Raw genomic sequence first — 14,964 nt, forward strand, 5'->3', positions numbered from 1 at the left:
CAATGACCAAGAACCGCACCGAGGTCGCGGACATCGACCGCAGCCTCTACGACTTCACCTATGGCGAGGAGGGATTCGAGCGCCTCGACGCCGGCATCACGCCCGACATCGTGCGCGAGATCAGCGCCAAGAAGGACGAGCCGCAGTGGATGCTCGACCTGCGCCTCAAGTCCCTCGAGATCTTCAACCGCTTCCCTGACCCGACGTGGGGCCCCTCCATCGAGGGCCTGGACATGGACAACATCGTCACCTACGTCAAGCCCAACACCGACCAAAAGCACGACTGGGAGTCGGTGCCCGACGACATCAAGAACACCTTTGAGCGCTTGGGCATCCCCGACGCCGAGCGCAGCTACCTGGCGGGCGTCGGCGCGCAGTACGACTCCGAGCTCGTCTACCACAACATGCAGGATACGGCGTCCAAGATGGGCATCGTCTACTCCGGCATCGAGGAGGCCCTGCACGACCCGCAGTGGGAGCCGCTCATCCACGAGAAGTTTATGACGCTCATCCCGCCCACCGACCACAAGTTTGCGGCCCTGCACGGCGCCGTATGGTCGGGCGGCTCGTTTGTCTACGTGCCCAAGGGCACCAAGCTCGACTTCCCGCTGCAGAGCTACTTCCGCCTTAACGCCAAGGGCGCCGGCCAGTTTGAGCACACGCTCATCATCGTCGAGGACGATGCCGACCTGCACTTTATCGAGGGTTGCTCCGCGCCCAAGTACAACGTGGCCAACCTCCACGCCGGCGCCGTCGAGCTCTTTGTGGGCAAGCGTGCGCACCTGCGCTACTCAACTATCGAGAACTGGTCCAAGAACATGTACAACCTCAACACCAAGCGTGCGCGCGTGGACGAGGACGGCGACATCGAGTGGATCAGTGGCTCCTTCGGCAGCCACGTGGGCTACCTCTACCCCATGAGCGTGCTCAACGGCCGCCGCGCTCGCTCGAGCTTTACCGGCATCACCTTTGCCGGCGCCGGGCAGAATCTCGACACCGGCTGCAAGGTCGTGCTCAACGCCCCCGAGACCTCGGCGACCGTCGAGACCAAGGGCATCTCCAAGAGCGGCGGCATCCAGACGTTCCGCAGCTCTATTGTGGCGACACCCAAGGCCGAGGGTTCCAAGGCAACCGTGAGCTGCCAGTCGCTGATGCTCGACGACCAGAGCCGCTCCGATACCATCCCCGCTATGGACATCCGCGCCAAGAACGTCGACATCGGCCACGAGGCCACCATCGGCCGCATCGGCGACGACAAGGTGTTCTACCTGATGAGCCGCGGTATCTCGGAGGAAGAGGCCCGCACCATGATCGTCAACGGCTTTGCCAACCCGGTCTCCAAGGAGCTGCCGCTTGAGTACGCCGTCGAGATGAACAACCTGATCAAGCTCGAGATGGAAGGAGCGATCGGATAATGAAACAGACCACGAACACCGCTGCGACCACGCTCGAGCAGGTTAATGCGATGCCGGCCGCAACTTGGGGCTGGCTCAAGATGAACCAGACCAAGCTCGAGCTTTCGGACGAACTTGCCGCCGCCCCCGCCGAGGCCGTTGAGGTCGAGGGCTTGGACGAGCAGCTTGCCGGCTCGGCCGACGCCTTCGACGCCGCCATGGACGCCATGGCCGAGCGCTTCCCCGAGCGCCGCGCCTCCGCCCCCGGCGACGCTGCCGACCGTGCCCGCATCACGCCCGAGACCGAGCTCGACGTGCCCGCCACCTCTGTTTACCAGGCCGGCGCCATCAAGCTCGAGGAGGAGCTCTCCCCTGCCGAGGCCTTCGAGACCGGCATGGGCGAGGCCGCCTATGCGTATCTGACCGAGCACGCCACCAAGCGCATCGTCATCGATGTTCCCGCCTACCAGCACGCCGCCGTTACCGTGCGCGTGAGTGGCGTCGACGCAGCGGCTGCGATTGCCGCCATCGACGTCGTCGCCCGCCCGCAGGCAACGCTCGACCTCGCCCTAGCCCTGGACTCCCCCGTTGCCGGCGAGGGCGTCGTGGGCTCCGTGCTGCGTGTGTGCGCCCACGAGTACGCCACCGTCAACGTGACCTGCACGCAGACACTCGACGACAGCTGGATCGCACTCGACGACACCGGCCTGTTCCTAGACGAGGGCGCGCGCGTCAACGTGCAGCACACTGTCCTGGGCGCCGGCGCCAGCGCCACCGGCCTTGCCGGCGACCTGCTGGGCGATACCGCCAAGGTCACCATCGATACCGATTACCTGGGCGCCTGCGAGCAGGTGCGCGACTTTAACTACGAGCTGCGCCACCGCGGTCGCAAGACCGAGTGCGAGATCGACGCCAACGGCGTGCTGACCGGCACGTCCAAGAAGGTCTACCGCGGCACCATCGACCTCGTGCACGGCTGCAAGGGTGCAACCGGCACCGAGCGCGAGACGGTGCTTTTGGCCAACAAGGGCGTCGACAACAAGACCGTCCCCGTCATCCTCTGCGACGAGGACGACGTCGCCGGCAACCACGGCGCCACCATCGGTCACGTCCGCGACGAGCAGCTGTTCTACCTCGCCTGCCGCGGCCTTGACCAAAACGCCGCCGAGGACCTGTTCATCCGCGCCAAGCTGGAAGACGCCGCGCTTTCCGCCACCGACGAGCGTACCCGCGCCGCCGTCGTCCGCTTGGGCAACAACCTGATCGACAACTTTGAAGAGGAGCTCGCATGATCGACACCGAGCACGTTAAATGCGACACCTGTACCGCCCCCGAGCCCATGGAGCTCGACGCCAGCGACGAGGCCTCGCGCGGCTGGCCTACCGTAGACATCGAGACCAACCCCTACAAGGCACAGTTCCCGCTGTTCCAGCAGCATCCCGAGATCGCCTTCCTCGATAGTGCCGCCACCGCGCAGCGTCCCGCCTGCGTGCTCGACGCCGAGCGCGATTTCTACCAGCGCATGAACGCCAACCCCCTGCGCGGCCTGTACTCGCTGTCCGTCGAGGCCACCGACGCCATCGCGAAGGTCCGCCAACAGATCGCCGACCTCATCGGCGCCCCCCAGGCCAACGAAGTCGTCTTCACCCGCAACACGAGCGAGTCGCTCAACCTGGTCGCCAAGAGCTTTGCACCCACAGTCCTCGAGCCGGGCGACGAGGTCGTCATCACCATCATGGAGCACCACTCCAACCTGATTCCGTGGCAGCAGGTCTGCCGCGAGACCGGTGCCAAGCTCGTCTACCTCTACCCCACCAAGACCGGCCAGCTCACGACCGAGGAGGTTCTGGCCAAGGTGGGCCCCAAGACCAAGATCCTGGCCGTGGGTCAGGTCTCTAACGTCCTGGGCGTCGAGAATCCGGTCAAGAACCTCGGCAAGCTCGTGCACAAGTACGGCGGCTATCTGGTCGTCGACGGCGCACAGTCGCTGCCGCACATGCCAGTCAATGTGGCCGATCTGGGCGCCGACTTCTTTGCCTTTAGCGCGCACAAGGCCATGGGCCCCATGGGCATCGGCGTGCTGTGGGGCAAGATGGATCTGCTCAACGCCATGCCGCCCATGCTTACCGGCGGTGAGATGATCGACTCGGTTACTGAGCAGGACGCCGTCTGGGCTCCCGTCCCCGAGAAGTTCGAGGCCGGCACGCAGGACGCCGCCGGCATCTTCGCCACAGGCGCCGCCCTCGACTACCTCGTCAACACGGTGGGCTACGAAAACATCCAGGCACGCGAGCAGGCACTCGTCCACTACCTGATGGGCGAGCTCATGCAGCTCGACTTTGTCCAGATCATCGGCTCAATCTATTGGGATAACCACCACGGCGTCGTGAGCTTTAATGTCAAGGGCATCCACCCGCACGATGTCGCGAGCATCATGGACATGGACGGCGTCTGCATCCGCGCCGGTCACCACTGCGCGCAGCCGCTGCTCACCTGGCTGGGCGTCGAGAACCTTGCCTGCTGCCGCGCCAGCGTAGCCTTCTACAACGACAAGGCCGACATCGACAAGTTCATCGCCGGCCTGCATCACGTTTGGAGCACGTTCAATGGGTAATCTGTACACCTCCACCACATTTATGGAGCACAACTCGCACCCCGACTATAAGTACGAGATGGATGCTCCCACGCACGAGCACGACGGCATCAACCCTAGCTGCGGAGACGAGCTCACCTTGCAGCTGCGTGTCGAGAACAACGTGATCGAGGAGGCCTCCTTTACCGGTCACGGCTGCGCCATCAGCCAGGCCAGTGCCGACATCATGGCCGACCTCATCACCGGCGAGACCGTCGAGGAAGCTCGCCACCTGGCAGAGCTCTTCCTCGCCATGATCCGCGGCGAGAAGCTCTCCGAGGAGGACCTGGAAGACCTGGACGAAGCCGCCCAGCTCCAGGACATCTCGCACATGCCCGCCCGCGTCAAATGCGCCGAGCTCGCCTGGCGCACCCTCGACGGCATGCTCACGGGACAAAATAATCAGTAGTATTTGTCCCAAATCTTAAGAATTTTATTGGCCGAATCGCTTGACAAGAGTGGTTCGGCCATTTTCTATTCCGAGCCCTCAGCCTGAGCCTTTACCTGCGCATAAGCGCGCACGATACGAGAGACGGTACTCTTGCTGATTCCCGTATACCGTTCGATCTCGCGCACCGTGTAGCCGCCATCGTGCAGAGCGAAAATGATTCCGTCTCGCCGCGAGGGCGCTACGGTCTTGAGTTCGTTGAGCGGCACACCCAGGCGCTTCGCCATCTTGTCGGCAAACGCACGCCGCTCCCACTCCGTCTCATCCATATCGTGAATCACCGGATCGGAACCATCGGGCATCGACAGAGAATAATCCAGAAACCCCTTGGCAGACTCAAAGAGCTCAAGCACACAAGAAGGATCCGAAAATCCCCTCGTCATATCGTTGTCATACGCTCGAAGATACTCGGCAAAGCTGCTCCAGGGATAACGCTCGATCAGGGCGATACCCGCCTCCTGCGGATTAGCGTGAACATAGCGAATGGCAGCCATCAGATAACGGTCGGTATCGAGCGAGCGCCGGTCAAAACGGTTCTGGAACAGATGGCCCGTGCGCCCCGTGCGTTTATTGAACCGCCGCGCGTACGTCAAAAGCAGCCGGTGCATCGCCGCGCTCATCGCGTCCTCGTAATCTGCAAACACCAAATGCACGTGATTGCCCATAAGGCACCAGGCTACAACCGTCACGCCCGCCTCGCGGCAGCAATCACGCATCAGCTCCAAAAACTCCCACCGGTCTTCATCGCCCTCAAAGATGAGCTGCTTGCCCACACCGCGGGCACAGACATGGTAAAAGCCGGTAACCGTTCTCCAAACGCGCTGCATGGCGCTCCCTTCGCCGGGATCTGATTGCCATCCAATACAGCACGATTGAAGCGTGCCATCAAAACATTCACGCAAAACAATACACTCGCGCGGCCAAAGGCAGTAAACGGGCGGCGAACGGCACCGTTGCAACAGGTCAGACCCCGCAACGCATACAAGAGCTGACCAAAAGCTTGCCCAAGACGAACCCCCTCTACGGAAATTCGCGACCACAGAACATATAGTTAAACCGTTTCAATTAAAACTTCCGGACTTCTCGCTACGAAAACTGAGCCGTTCGCCGAATATTCCGTGCATTTCGCGGTATTATAGGGGCTGCATGTCATGTCCCTTTCGAAGGGTCGCCCGGCAATCGCCAGCCACGACCCCCAGACGGGACGCCAACACGATAGAGAGGAGAGGCATGCAGTACTCACAGGAAGTGGAGAACATGTGCCCCGTTGCCAAGGGTGCATACCACGGCCCCGCACCCATCCCCGAGGAGGGCAAGTGGGTCCAGGCTAAGGAGATTTCCGACATCTCCGGTCTTACGCACGGTGTGGGTTGGTGCGCACCTCAGCAGGGCGCCTGCAAGCTCACGCTGAACGTCAAGGACGGCATCATCGAGGAGGCCCTCGTTGAGACCATCGGCTGCTCGGGCATGACCCACTCTGCTGCCATGGCTTCCGAGATCCTTCCCGGTAAGACCATCCTCGAGGCCCTCAACACCGACCTCGTCTGCGACGCCATCAACGTTGCTATGCGCGAGATCTTCCTGCAGATCGTTTACGGCCGCAGCCAGACCGCGTTCTCCGAGGGCGGCCTGCCCGTGGGCGCCTCCCTCGACGACCTCGGCAAGGGCCTTCGCTCTCAGGTCGGCACCATGTTCGGCACCAAGGCCAAGGGCGCTCGTTACCTCGAGCTCGCTCAGGGCTACGTCACCCGCATGGCTCTCAACGACAAGAACGAGATCATCGCTTTCGAGTTCCTGAACCTCGGCAAGTTCACCGACGCCGTCAAGGCCGGCAAGACCCCCGAGGAGGCCATCGCTGGCGCTATGGGCCACTATGGTCAGTGGGAGAACGCTGCCAAGTACATCGACCCGCGCACCGACGAGGAGACTCACTCCGTCGCCAGCGTGTTCCCGGTTCACGAGTAGAAAGGGAGGGAAATAACTATGACTGTTACGTTCGAAGGTTACGAGCGCCGCGCTGACAAGATCAACAAGTGCCTCGCCGACAACGACATCGCCTCCCTCGAGGAAGCTCTGCAGATCTGCACCGACAAGGGCTTCAACCCGCGTGAGATCGTCAACAACACCCAGTCCATCGCCTTCCAGAACGCCGAGTGGGCCTACACCCTCGGCTGCGCTCTCGCTGTCAAGCGTGGCGCCAAGACTGCTTCTGAGGCTGCCGCCATCATCGGCGAGGGCATCCAGGCCTTCACCGTTCCCGGCTCCGTCGCCGAGGACCGCAAGGTCGGTCTGGGCCACGGCAACCTGGGCGCTATGCTGCTCTCCGACGACACCGAGTGCTTCGCCTTCCTGGCCGGCCACGAGTCCTTCGCTGCCGCTGAGGGTGCTATCGGCCTGGCTCTGAACGCCAACAAGGCTCGCAAGAAGCCGCTGCGCGTTATCCTGAACGGTCTGGGCAAGGACGCCGCCCAGATCATCGCCCGCATCAACGGCTTCACCTACGTGAAGACCCAGTTCGACTACTACACGGGCGAGCTCAAGGTCGTCGAGACCATCCCTTACTCCGATGGTCCCCGCGCTGCCGTTAACTGCTACGGCTCCGACGACGTCCGCGAGGGCGTTGCCATCATGTGGCACGAGAACGTCGACATCTCGATCACCGGTAACTCCACCAACCCCACGCGCTTCCAGCACCCCGTCGCTGGCACCTACAAGAAGGAGCGCCTCGAGGCTGGCAAGAAGTACTTCTCCGTCGCTTCTGGTGGCGGCACTGGCCGTACCCTGCACCCGGACAACATGGGCGCCGGCCCTGCCTCTTACGGCATGACCGACACCATGGGCCGCATGCACTCCGACGCCCAGTTCGCCGGTTCTTCCTCCGTGCCTGCGCACGTCGACATGATGGGTCTCATCGGCATGGGCAACAACCCCATGGTCGGTGCCACCGTCGCCTGCGCTGTCGCCGTCGAGGAGGCCCTCAAAGCCTAATCGCGCCCGTGCGATGCTCATATAGTTGAGCTTTGGAGCCGCTACCTTTCGAGGTAGCGGCTCTTTTTGTTTGCGCTGCTGCAGGGTGGCTAACGCCAATATATCAGTTGGGGCGATATACGAGATGTGATGAAATGGAGCATCAGAACGCCCATGACGCCCACCTGCCATATGTGCCCTTTACCGATTTGCCGAGTCTTTGCGGCCCCATTGCCGATCACCCGTGCGACAATGCGCCGGACGAGAAAGGAATCCGATGGAATCGACTGATGTACTGGTAATTGGATCTGGCATTGCGGGACTTTGCGCCGCCATCGAAGCGGCACGCACGGGTGCAACCGTCACTGTGGCAAGCGCCGGCAAGACTATGAGTGGATCGAGCTTCTTCCCCGGAACCTGGGGCCTGGGGCTTATCGGACCCGTTAACGAAGACGACGAACAAGACCTCATCGACACCATCCAGACCGTTGGTGGCGGCGTCGCCGACCCCGAGCTTGTCCAGACGTTTGTCCGCGGCATTCCCCAGGCAATTACATGGCTCGAACGGGATCTGGGTGTTGAACTTCAACGCCCACAAAATGCCGAGAGCGCCCAGCAAAAGCAGTTTATCCCCTGCTTTGACCACAAGACGCGCATGTGGCGCGGCCTCACCCGCAAGCCCCTTGAGGACGCTCTGACGACCCGAATCGAGTCACTCGGCATTCGCCTGCTCCCCCGCTATGAGCTTATCGACCTTGTTGAGGACACGAACGGTAGAATAACCGGAACCGTGCTCTACGACCTCACCGAAAATCGAATCGTGCCCTTTGCTGCCAAGGCCACGATCATCGCAACCGGTGGCACAGGCGGCCTGTTCGAGCGCAGCCTTACGTCGGCTGATGTGCTCAGCTCCTCGCAGGCCATCGCGCTGGCGCACGGCGCAACACTTACTAATATAGAGTTCATGCAGATGATGCCCGGTTTCATCGAGCCCAAGCGCAACCTGGTCTTCAACGAGAAAACCTGGCGCTACGTACATGTAGACCAGCCGGTAGATATTGCCGACGACAAGCTGGACGACCTGCTTGAGCAACGCTCCGGATACGGTCCCTTCACTTCGCGCCTGGCTTCCAGCGCCATCGATCTCGTCATCGATCAGGCAGGTGTCGAAGGCCTGGCACTCCACTACGACTTTCCCCGCGAGGATGTCCCAGAGTTTGTGCAGACCTTTGCCACCTGGCTGCAAGACGAGCACGGCATCGCCCCGACTGACGAGATGCGCGTTGCGATGTATGCCCACGCCGCTAACGGCGGCATCAAGATCGATAAGACCGCGCAAACGGGCGTTGAGGGCCTCTACGCTTGCGGCGAGGCGACAGGCGGCATGCACGGCGCCGACCGCATTGGTGGCTTGTCAAGCGCCAACGGCATCGTGTTCGGGCGCATCGCAGGCGCATCGGCAGCCCAAGCAGCACAGAAAGAGCCCGAGACAGCCCTGAAGGCGGATATCGCCCTCCCCCAGTACGGCATAGCCGCAACAGATGCCGAACGCCTGACACACAGCCTAAGGCACACGATGAGCACCTATTGCATGATCAACAGGACCGAAACAGGCCTATCCGAGGCACTACACGAGCTTGAAAACATTCAAGATGATGCCACAGCTCTAAATAAGCCGCATGCCAACGACAGCGAAATCGCTGCGCTCGCCCGCATACAGTCGCAGATTCAACTAGCACAGGAAATGGTCAAAGCCATGCGCAACCGAACCGAAAGCCTGGGCTCGCACTATCGAGCGAATTAAACTGGACACCTATCTAAAGCAGAACACAACTAATCGATATCTATGGGCCCCGTGAGCTCGAAGTGGCACGGGGCCCATTCGTGTCCGCACGGCAGCGTATCCTTATTCCGAATACAGAGCGTGCAAAGCCTGCATAGACAATAGACCAGCGAGGAGGAGATATGGACAGTAGAGATATCGAGAAGTGGCGTGTCAAACTTGATAGCTACGCCAATGTGGAAGACGGCGTTGAGTATTGGCTCGCACGCGATTTAATGGAACCCATGGGATACACTCGATGGGAGAACTTCGCCGAAGTTGTTAAGAGGGCAAAAGTCTCGTGCGAAACAAATAAAACTCCAGTTGATTCCCATTTTCGTGACACCACGAAAATGGTAACTGCCGGTGTCGCCGCTCGTGCGGTTAAAGACTACAAGCTTACGCGCTATGCATGCTATTTAATCGCCCAGAACGGAGATTCAAACAAGCCAGAGATTGCACTCGCCCAAGCATACTTTGCCGTGCAGACGCGCCGCCAAGAGCTCATAGAGCAGCGCTTCGCAGAGATTCAGCGCTTACAGGCGCGCCACTCGCTATCCGATTCAGAGAAACAGCTCTCGGGTATTGCATTCAAACGCGGCGTGGACTCCAAAGGATTCGCGATCATCAAGTCGAAGGGCGATGAAGCGTTATTCGGCGGCAGAAGCACGGCGGAAATGAAGCAGCAGCTCGGCATACCCAAGAGCGCGGCATTGGCGGACAGGTTAGCCGATGTCCTCATCAAAGCAAAGGACCTTACGAACTCGATGACGGCCTTCAACGCCGAGGAACACGACCTGTACGGTCTGGACAAGATCAAGCAAGAGCACGTCGAGAACAACACAAGCGTGCGTGGCAGCCTCATCGACCGCGGAATTGTACCCGAGAACCTACCGCCTGCCGAAGATACAAAGAAGCTCGAACGTCGCGTGAAAGCAGACGAGAAAAAGCTCAAGGAGGGTACAGACGGATTCACCGACCCCCAGGGCAGGCTCGACTTGTAAAGCGTCTGTGCCCTTACGGGTTCAGCCTCATGCGAGGTTAATAAAAAAGACGGCCAACCGAAGTTGACCGTCTTAACAATCTTTGGTGGGCCGTCAGGGGGTCGAACCCTGGACCTTGGGATTAAGAGTCTTGAACGTGATGTTATGGAGTGCCTTGTAGCAGCAAAATCGCAGGTAGTTATGTTTCCACACTCTCTCACCGCACTGAAACTGCATTGCAGAACGGATATTGACGGATACCCGGCAATGCATAAAGCCCCTCCCCGTCAGTTCATGCCGGGGAGGGGCTGCATCTATCAATTTCTAAAGTCTTTTTGGCTGCCGACGCGCACGATTGCCCATCCGAGAAGACCGGTCAGCAGTCCTGCAGCAGCGCCGACAATAAAACAGATATCAAACGGATTCATATGCACACCTATCGATAGAGTTGCTTGACGAGCGCTTGGCCGATGGCGACGTTGGTGTCGCGGCCCTGGTATCCGTCCGCACCCGATGATCCGCACGAGATACCTTGAGCGATAAGCCACTGCTGGTGTTTGAAGACCGTTCCCGAACCCATCTGTCGCGCCTGAACACCGCCGACCACGGGATAGACTTTGCATCCGACCTTGTCCTGCAGGGCGCGGACGGCATTCGAGCCAACCCCGCCCTTGACGTACTCGATTACGCCGCGGTCGCATGCCCAAAGGTATCGCTCATTCGCCGGCCATTGACCGGAGATCACGCCATCGGCAGTCGTGCCGAGCTGGCGTTGCAGCTCCTTGGCCATCTTCGGGCCGAAATATCGCGTGTCTCCGAGGCTCGGGACCGTATTGTCCGCGACTTCCGTATTTGACCCATTCAGTGTCTTGCCGTCGCCAAGCCAGTAGAGCGTGCCGTCCCATGGGTAGCTGTAGTACGCCTTGATGTTGGACTCGCGCCCGGTCTGGTCGCCCTTGGTGCCGGTGACGGTCCCCTTTTCAGAAATGGAGAATTGGGCCAAGAGGTCGCCGCGAGCTGATCCATAGGGAGAGACGCACACGGCGGTGTGGCACTTCTCGTTGAGGTAGATGTCTCCACGCTGGGCGGACTTGACGCCCATCTTACGCCAGCCGAAAAGACCCGTCTTGAGCAGCTGCTCCCGCATGTTTCCGGTATACGAGGCTCCGAAGGTATTGACGCCGACCGCGCGGAGGGCGGTCACTACGGCCGAGGAACAGTCGCGATCGCCACCGGCAATAGTGACGGTGGTGCCGTCGGACAGACAAATCGTCTCGGTCGTTCCGTCCCCCATGCGGTTGGCCTGCGAGTATCCGTGACCGCCGCCCCCATCATGGGAGACGAGGTGTTCCATGACCTGCGCGAAGGCCTCGCGCTGTGTGATGGCCATGGCCTACTCAACCGCCTTGGCGTCATATGCGGCATGGGGCTCGCTGTACGACATGGCACGCTTCGAGTCCGACGCGCCCTTGGTGGTCGGATCGACGATCACGCCGAAGCCGGCGAGAACGGTCAGGATGATTCCGACGAGCTGGATGAGCGACCCCTGAGAGATAGGCGCCACGACTCCGAGGATTCCGAGCACCTGATAGGCTGCGCTGATTACGGTGGCGGCCAATGCCGCGAGCGTCTGCTTATTCTTGAAGCGAAGGGCCCAGTTGATTTTCATTTTTCAGCTCCTAATCTGACCCGCCGATACCGTGATGCAGGTCGTAATTCTTCTCGACGCGGTCGAGCCGGTTGAACAAGGTGATGACCTGTTGCTCGACTTTCGTGAGGCGCTCGCCGTGGTCGTCGAGCTTGCGGTTGATCTCCTTGACGCCGTCCTTGATCTCGCTCGTGTCGCCGCAAAGGCTGTCGAGCTTGTCTTCGGTCCGCTGCTCCTTGGCAGACGATGTTTTGGATACGGAGACGCGCCCGATGAAGAACGTGACAATCACAACGGCGGCCGAGAGGACCGACGTTGCCTCCCCGATGCTCAGCGCCGGCACCCTAAACCTCCTCCGCGTACTCTTCTCCGACGATCTCCTCATATTCGTCGCATGTGATCCACTTGCAGTCCACGGCTCGATGCACCATGGCCTTGGTCCAGAGGCCGCGCTCGTAGTAGCGCCTCACCTTGTCATAGTTCTTCGAGTGCGCCACCGTGGTTGCAGCCTTGACGCGTACCGCCATTACTGTTCACCCCCGACCGTCATCATCAGGTAGTCGATGTTTGCCGTGTTGGTCTCGGTTTGGCTGGGCTCGGCGACCTTCTCGCGCATCTGCTCAAGCAGCTTGTCCACGTCCGGGGCCTCACCCTTTCCGTAGGCGGCGACGGCCGCGGTGTAGGCGAGCTTTCGCGCCTTCCGCTCAACGTACTCGTCATCGTCGATAACGCCCGCGTCGTGCGCCGCGTCGGGGTCGCCGATCTGCGACAGCAGATCGCGCAGGGCGTTGACCTTGGCCATGGTGCCGTCTTGAAGCTCGTTGGGGCGCGGCATGTCTTCCTCAGTGTCCATGCGGACTCCTCTCTTGTCGGGGAATGTGTCGCCATCGTATTGGCGCCGTGAGATTGCCGGGCCGCTTCGATGGGCGCAAAGAAAGAAGGCGCGCCGCGGCACGCCTTCGATGCTTCTGTTATTTCGCGGCCGCTTCGCTTAGGCCGCTGCTTTGAGTTGCCGGTTCTCCGCTATTGCGAGGGCTTGCCTCCGCTTGAATCGTCCCTCGGGTTGGCCTGCATTGAGCCCCCCCCCCCCCTCCCGCGCGAGATTTTCGAACAGGCTGCGGTACAGCGCGTCCATGGCCCGCACGCTGCGGTGCGCGTCCAGCCGCTTCATGCCGCCGCGCCAGTTCTGGTAGCTCCGCTCAACCTGCTCGGGGGTCATGATGCCATCGGCGACCATGCGGGCCATCTTCTTGAGCTTGCGGCGCTCCCGCGTTATGGAGTCTCGGCACGGCTTCACGACTATGCGGCCCGTCTCCGTGTAGAAGATGCGCTTCTTCAGCCACGTGAACCCGCGCGACAGCTTCACCACGCGCGTCTTGCGCGGGTTCAGCTCTATGCCCAGCTCGGCGCACTTGCGCCCTATCAGCAGCAGGCACACCTGCAGGTACTCCTTGCTCTCGTGGATCAGGTAGAAGTCGTCCATATAGCGCCCGTAGGCCTCGGGGCGCAGCATCTCGACCACGTAGTGGTCGATGCGGTTGGGGTGCGCCACCGCGCATATCTGGTTCGGCTCGCTGCCCAGACCCAGGCCCACCTCGCCCTGGACGTCTATCAGGCGGTGCTCGAGGGCGACCACTCGCGGGTCCAGCAGCGCGTCGGCCACTTGCCGCTTGACGGGCGCGTGGGCTATGCGGGCGAAGTAATCTGAGAAGTCGCCCAAAAGGATGTATCCCTCGCGCCTGTGCCGCCGCCAGTGGTCGGCCAGGTGGCGCTTGAGCAGCTTCAGGGCGTAGTCGGTGCCGCGCCCCTTGATGTTGGCGGAGTTGGCCGTTATGAGTGTCGGGACTATCGCGGGTACGAGGGCGTTCTGAGAAAGCGACTTCTGAATCACTCGCTCTGGGAAGTGCACGGCGCTGATGTGGCGCAGCTTGCCGCGCTCCCACAGGTCGAAGCGGATGAAGCCTCGGCATATGTCGCGGCCCTCCAGTAGGTCGCGGCGTGACTTGACGGCGTTTCGCAGGTAGTCCTTCATGTACCGCTGCGTCGACGACTTCCACATCACGCCGCGCGCAGCCTGCTTCGACGCCCTGCACAGGCTGTTGAGGTCGGCCACGGACTCAAGCGTGCACGCCTTCACGCGCTCGGCCTTGGCCCTCGCGCGCTTCTCCTCGCGGCGCTTTCGGCGCGCCGCCCGCCTTTGTTCGGAATTCACAGAAGGCACCCCGCACGGCTCTCAGTGTGGCTCTGGCAGCCGCTTGAGGTATGGCCATGAAACGCGGCGAAGCCACGGAGCGCCGCGCCATGCAAGCAGCGTCCGGCCACCCTCGCGGGGTGCGTATTTACGGGCGCATGCCCGACGGTCGCGCCTTCCTTCCTCTCCGCGCTCTGCTTTCGGCTCTGGGGCCTACTCGGTCTGGCAATAAGGGAATCCGGGGCGGGGGCGAACCCAGACGTTCGTCGCGGAGTTGTAGTTGGCATTGCCGTTGTTGTTGACGTAGCACACGTTGGACGACGAGCCACCCATGACGGAACGCAGCCACCAATTGTACCGATATACAAGGCGCGACCGCCGCCCATTATAGCGAACGAAGGCGCTCAAGCTCGGCCTCGGCCTCCGCTATGCGCTCCTCGGTCGATTTCTTCCCGGTCACGCGCACGTTCTTGCGCGCGCCCTTGAGCAGCCTTATCTCCTCCTCGACCATGTTCGCCAGCTGCTCGAAGCGGTTCGCGTTCACGGGCAGCCCAATGTCCATGAGACACTGCATGTCGAGCATCAGCTGCTCGCAGTCGGCTATGGCCAGCGTCAGGTACCGCTTGCGCTCCAGCGCGTTGAACGAGCTGTTTGGGTAGAAGCAGTCGGCGCGGTTGACGTTGTACACGATGCTGCGCGCCGTCTCGACGGTCGGCACCGCGTTGAGCAGGCGGTACGCCTTGGGCACCACCGAGGAGGAGGCCATCAGCTTGTTGACCTCCACGCGGATGGCGATGGCCTGCGTGAAGAACTTGTACTCTGAAACCTCGCGGTTTCGCTGGTAGACGCCGCTCACGTGCACCTCCTGGGGAAACTGGC

At 61.3% G+C, this 14,964-nt stretch carries 17 protein-coding genes; 8 read left to right on the forward strand and 9 right to left on the reverse strand.

Going from position 1 to position 14,964, the window contains the following annotated elements; genetic code table 11:
* Positions 1-2: 2 nt before the first annotated feature.
* The 4 genes from sufB to sufU are packed head-to-tail and all read left to right on the forward strand — an operon-like array spanning position 3 to position 4,435.
* The gene (gene sufB / locus DXD24_RS05205) at positions 3-1,415 is read left to right on the forward strand and encodes a Fe-S cluster assembly protein SufB (protein ID WP_055252286.1); all 1,413 of its coding nucleotides are present in this window, start codon (positions 3-5) and stop codon (positions 1,413-1,415) included.
* A complete protein-coding gene (locus DXD24_RS05210) occupies positions 1,415-2,686 on the forward strand; it encodes a SufD family Fe-S cluster assembly protein (protein WP_117563903.1) in 1,272 nt (423 codons plus the stop codon). Before sufB ends, DXD24_RS05210 begins: the two co-directional genes overlap by 1 nt.
* Positions 2,683-4,008, forward strand: a complete 1,326-nt coding sequence (locus tag DXD24_RS05215; RefSeq protein WP_199407881.1) for an aminotransferase class V-fold PLP-dependent enzyme — start codon at positions 2,683-2,685, stop codon at positions 4,006-4,008. The genes DXD24_RS05210 and DXD24_RS05215 overlap by 4 nt, the downstream gene beginning before the upstream one ends.
* Complete coding sequence (gene sufU / locus DXD24_RS05220) at positions 4,001-4,435, forward strand: Fe-S cluster assembly sulfur transfer protein SufU (protein ID WP_117563904.1); 435 nt, start codon at positions 4,001-4,003, stop codon at positions 4,433-4,435. The genes DXD24_RS05215 and sufU overlap by 8 nt, the downstream gene beginning before the upstream one ends.
* Before the next feature lie 65 nt (positions 4,436-4,500).
* On the opposite strand, the gene DXD24_RS05225 is transcribed toward sufU, so the two are convergent.
* Positions 4,501-5,301 (reverse strand): transposase, encoded by an 801-nt coding sequence (locus tag DXD24_RS05225; RefSeq protein WP_117563905.1) that lies wholly within the window; start codon positions 5,299-5,301, stop codon positions 4,501-4,503.
* Positions 5,302-5,704: 403 nt separating this feature from the next.
* Between DXD24_RS05225 and DXD24_RS05230 the strand changes: the two genes are divergently transcribed.
* From DXD24_RS05230 to dinD, 4 genes are all read left to right on the forward strand, one after another.
* Complete coding sequence (locus DXD24_RS05230) at positions 5,705-6,439, forward strand: iron-sulfur cluster assembly scaffold protein (RefSeq protein ID WP_006235554.1); 735 nt, start codon at positions 5,705-5,707, stop codon at positions 6,437-6,439.
* An 18-nt stretch (positions 6,440-6,457) separates the two neighbouring features.
* Positions 6,458-7,462, forward strand: a complete 1,005-nt coding sequence (locus DXD24_RS05235) for a GGGtGRT protein (RefSeq protein WP_117563906.1) — start codon at positions 6,458-6,460, stop codon at positions 7,460-7,462.
* Between the two features lie 256 nt (positions 7,463-7,718).
* Complete coding sequence (locus DXD24_RS05240; protein WP_117563907.1) at positions 7,719-9,245, forward strand: FAD-dependent oxidoreductase; 1,527 nt, start codon at positions 7,719-7,721, stop codon at positions 9,243-9,245.
* Between the two features lie 161 nt (positions 9,246-9,406).
* Entirely contained in the window at positions 9,407-10,267 is an 861-nt protein-coding gene (gene dinD / locus DXD24_RS05245; RefSeq protein ID WP_089572018.1) for a DNA damage-inducible protein D, read from the forward strand.
* Positions 10,268-10,682: 415 nt separating this feature from the next.
* Here dinD and DXD24_RS05250 read toward each other — a convergent pair whose 3' ends face one another.
* From DXD24_RS05250 to DXD24_RS05280, 8 genes are all read right to left on the reverse strand, one after another.
* Positions 10,683-11,636 (reverse strand): hypothetical protein, encoded by a 954-nt coding sequence (locus tag DXD24_RS05250; RefSeq protein WP_006235549.1) that lies wholly within the window; start codon positions 11,634-11,636, stop codon positions 10,683-10,685.
* Between the two features lie 3 nt (positions 11,637-11,639).
* On the reverse strand, positions 11,640-11,915 hold the full coding sequence (locus DXD24_RS05255; protein WP_006235548.1) for a phage holin: 276 nt from the start codon (positions 11,913-11,915) through the stop codon (positions 11,640-11,642).
* Positions 11,916-11,925: 10 nt separating this feature from the next.
* Positions 11,926-12,237, reverse strand: a complete 312-nt coding sequence (locus tag DXD24_RS05260; RefSeq protein WP_117563908.1) for a hypothetical protein — start codon at positions 12,235-12,237, stop codon at positions 11,926-11,928.
* A gap of 1 nt (position 12,238) precedes the next feature.
* Positions 12,239-12,421, reverse strand: coding sequence for an XkdX family protein (locus DXD24_RS05265; RefSeq protein ID WP_117563909.1), 183 nt, complete (start codon positions 12,419-12,421; stop codon positions 12,239-12,241).
* Complete coding sequence (locus tag DXD24_RS05270; RefSeq protein ID WP_117563910.1) at positions 12,421-12,747, reverse strand: hypothetical protein; 327 nt, start codon at positions 12,745-12,747, stop codon at positions 12,421-12,423. Before DXD24_RS05270 ends, DXD24_RS05265 begins: the two co-directional genes overlap by 1 nt.
* A 138-nt stretch (positions 12,748-12,885) precedes the next feature.
* The gene (locus DXD24_RS05275; protein ID WP_117646344.1) at positions 12,886-14,106 is read right to left on the reverse strand and encodes an RNA-directed DNA polymerase; all 1,221 of its coding nucleotides are present in this window, start codon (positions 14,104-14,106) and stop codon (positions 12,886-12,888) included.
* A 192-nt stretch (positions 14,107-14,298) separates the two neighbouring features.
* Positions 14,299-14,493: a DUF6273 domain-containing protein gene (locus DXD24_RS10340; RefSeq protein WP_370446240.1), complete on the reverse strand. Its 195-nt coding sequence runs from the start codon at positions 14,491-14,493 to the stop codon at positions 14,299-14,301.
* The gene (locus DXD24_RS05280) at positions 14,471-14,941 is read right to left on the reverse strand and encodes a hypothetical protein (RefSeq protein WP_233502338.1); all 471 of its coding nucleotides are present in this window, start codon (positions 14,939-14,941) and stop codon (positions 14,471-14,473) included. The genes DXD24_RS10340 and DXD24_RS05280 overlap by 23 nt, the downstream gene beginning before the upstream one ends.
* Positions 14,942-14,964 lie beyond the last annotated feature (23 nt).

It is taken from the genome of Collinsella sp. TF12-2AT, assembly GCF_003436735.1.
Taxonomy (GTDB): domain Bacteria; phylum Actinomycetota; class Coriobacteriia; order Coriobacteriales; family Coriobacteriaceae; genus Collinsella.

Bases quoted from the DNA above. Each gene is read 5' to 3' on its own strand.
- dinD (WP_089572018.1), top strand. From the start codon at position 9,407: ATGGACAGTAGAGATATCGAGAAGTGGCGTGTCAAACTTGATAGCTAC.
- sufU (WP_117563904.1), top strand. From the start codon at position 4,001: ATGGGTAATCTGTACACCTCCACCACATTTATGGAGCACAACTCGCAC.
- DXD24_RS05210 (WP_117563903.1), top strand. From the start codon at position 1,415: ATGAAACAGACCACGAACACCGCTGCGACCACGCTCGAGCAGGTTAAT.
- sufB (WP_055252286.1), top strand. From the start codon at position 3: ATGACCAAGAACCGCACCGAGGTCGCGGACATCGACCGCAGCCTCTAC.
- DXD24_RS05250 (WP_006235549.1), bottom strand. From the start codon at position 11,636: ATGGCCATCACACAGCGCGAGGCCTTCGCGCAGGTCATGGAACACCTC.
- DXD24_RS05240 (WP_117563907.1), top strand. From the start codon at position 7,719: ATGGAATCGACTGATGTACTGGTAATTGGATCTGGCATTGCGGGACTT.
- DXD24_RS05265 (WP_117563909.1), bottom strand. From the start codon at position 12,421: ATGGCGGTACGCGTCAAGGCTGCAACCACGGTGGCGCACTCGAAGAAC.
- DXD24_RS05230 (WP_006235554.1), top strand. From the start codon at position 5,705: ATGCAGTACTCACAGGAAGTGGAGAACATGTGCCCCGTTGCCAAGGGT.
- DXD24_RS05235 (WP_117563906.1), top strand. From the start codon at position 6,458: ATGACTGTTACGTTCGAAGGTTACGAGCGCCGCGCTGACAAGATCAAC.
- DXD24_RS05270 (WP_117563910.1), bottom strand. From the start codon at position 12,747: ATGGACACTGAGGAAGACATGCCGCGCCCCAACGAGCTTCAAGACGGC.
- DXD24_RS05215 (WP_199407881.1), top strand. From the start codon at position 2,683: ATGATCGACACCGAGCACGTTAAATGCGACACCTGTACCGCCCCCGAG.
- DXD24_RS05225 (WP_117563905.1), bottom strand. From the start codon at position 5,301: ATGCAGCGCGTTTGGAGAACGGTTACCGGCTTTTACCATGTCTGTGCC.
- DXD24_RS05255 (WP_006235548.1), bottom strand. From the start codon at position 11,915: ATGAAAATCAACTGGGCCCTTCGCTTCAAGAATAAGCAGACGCTCGCG.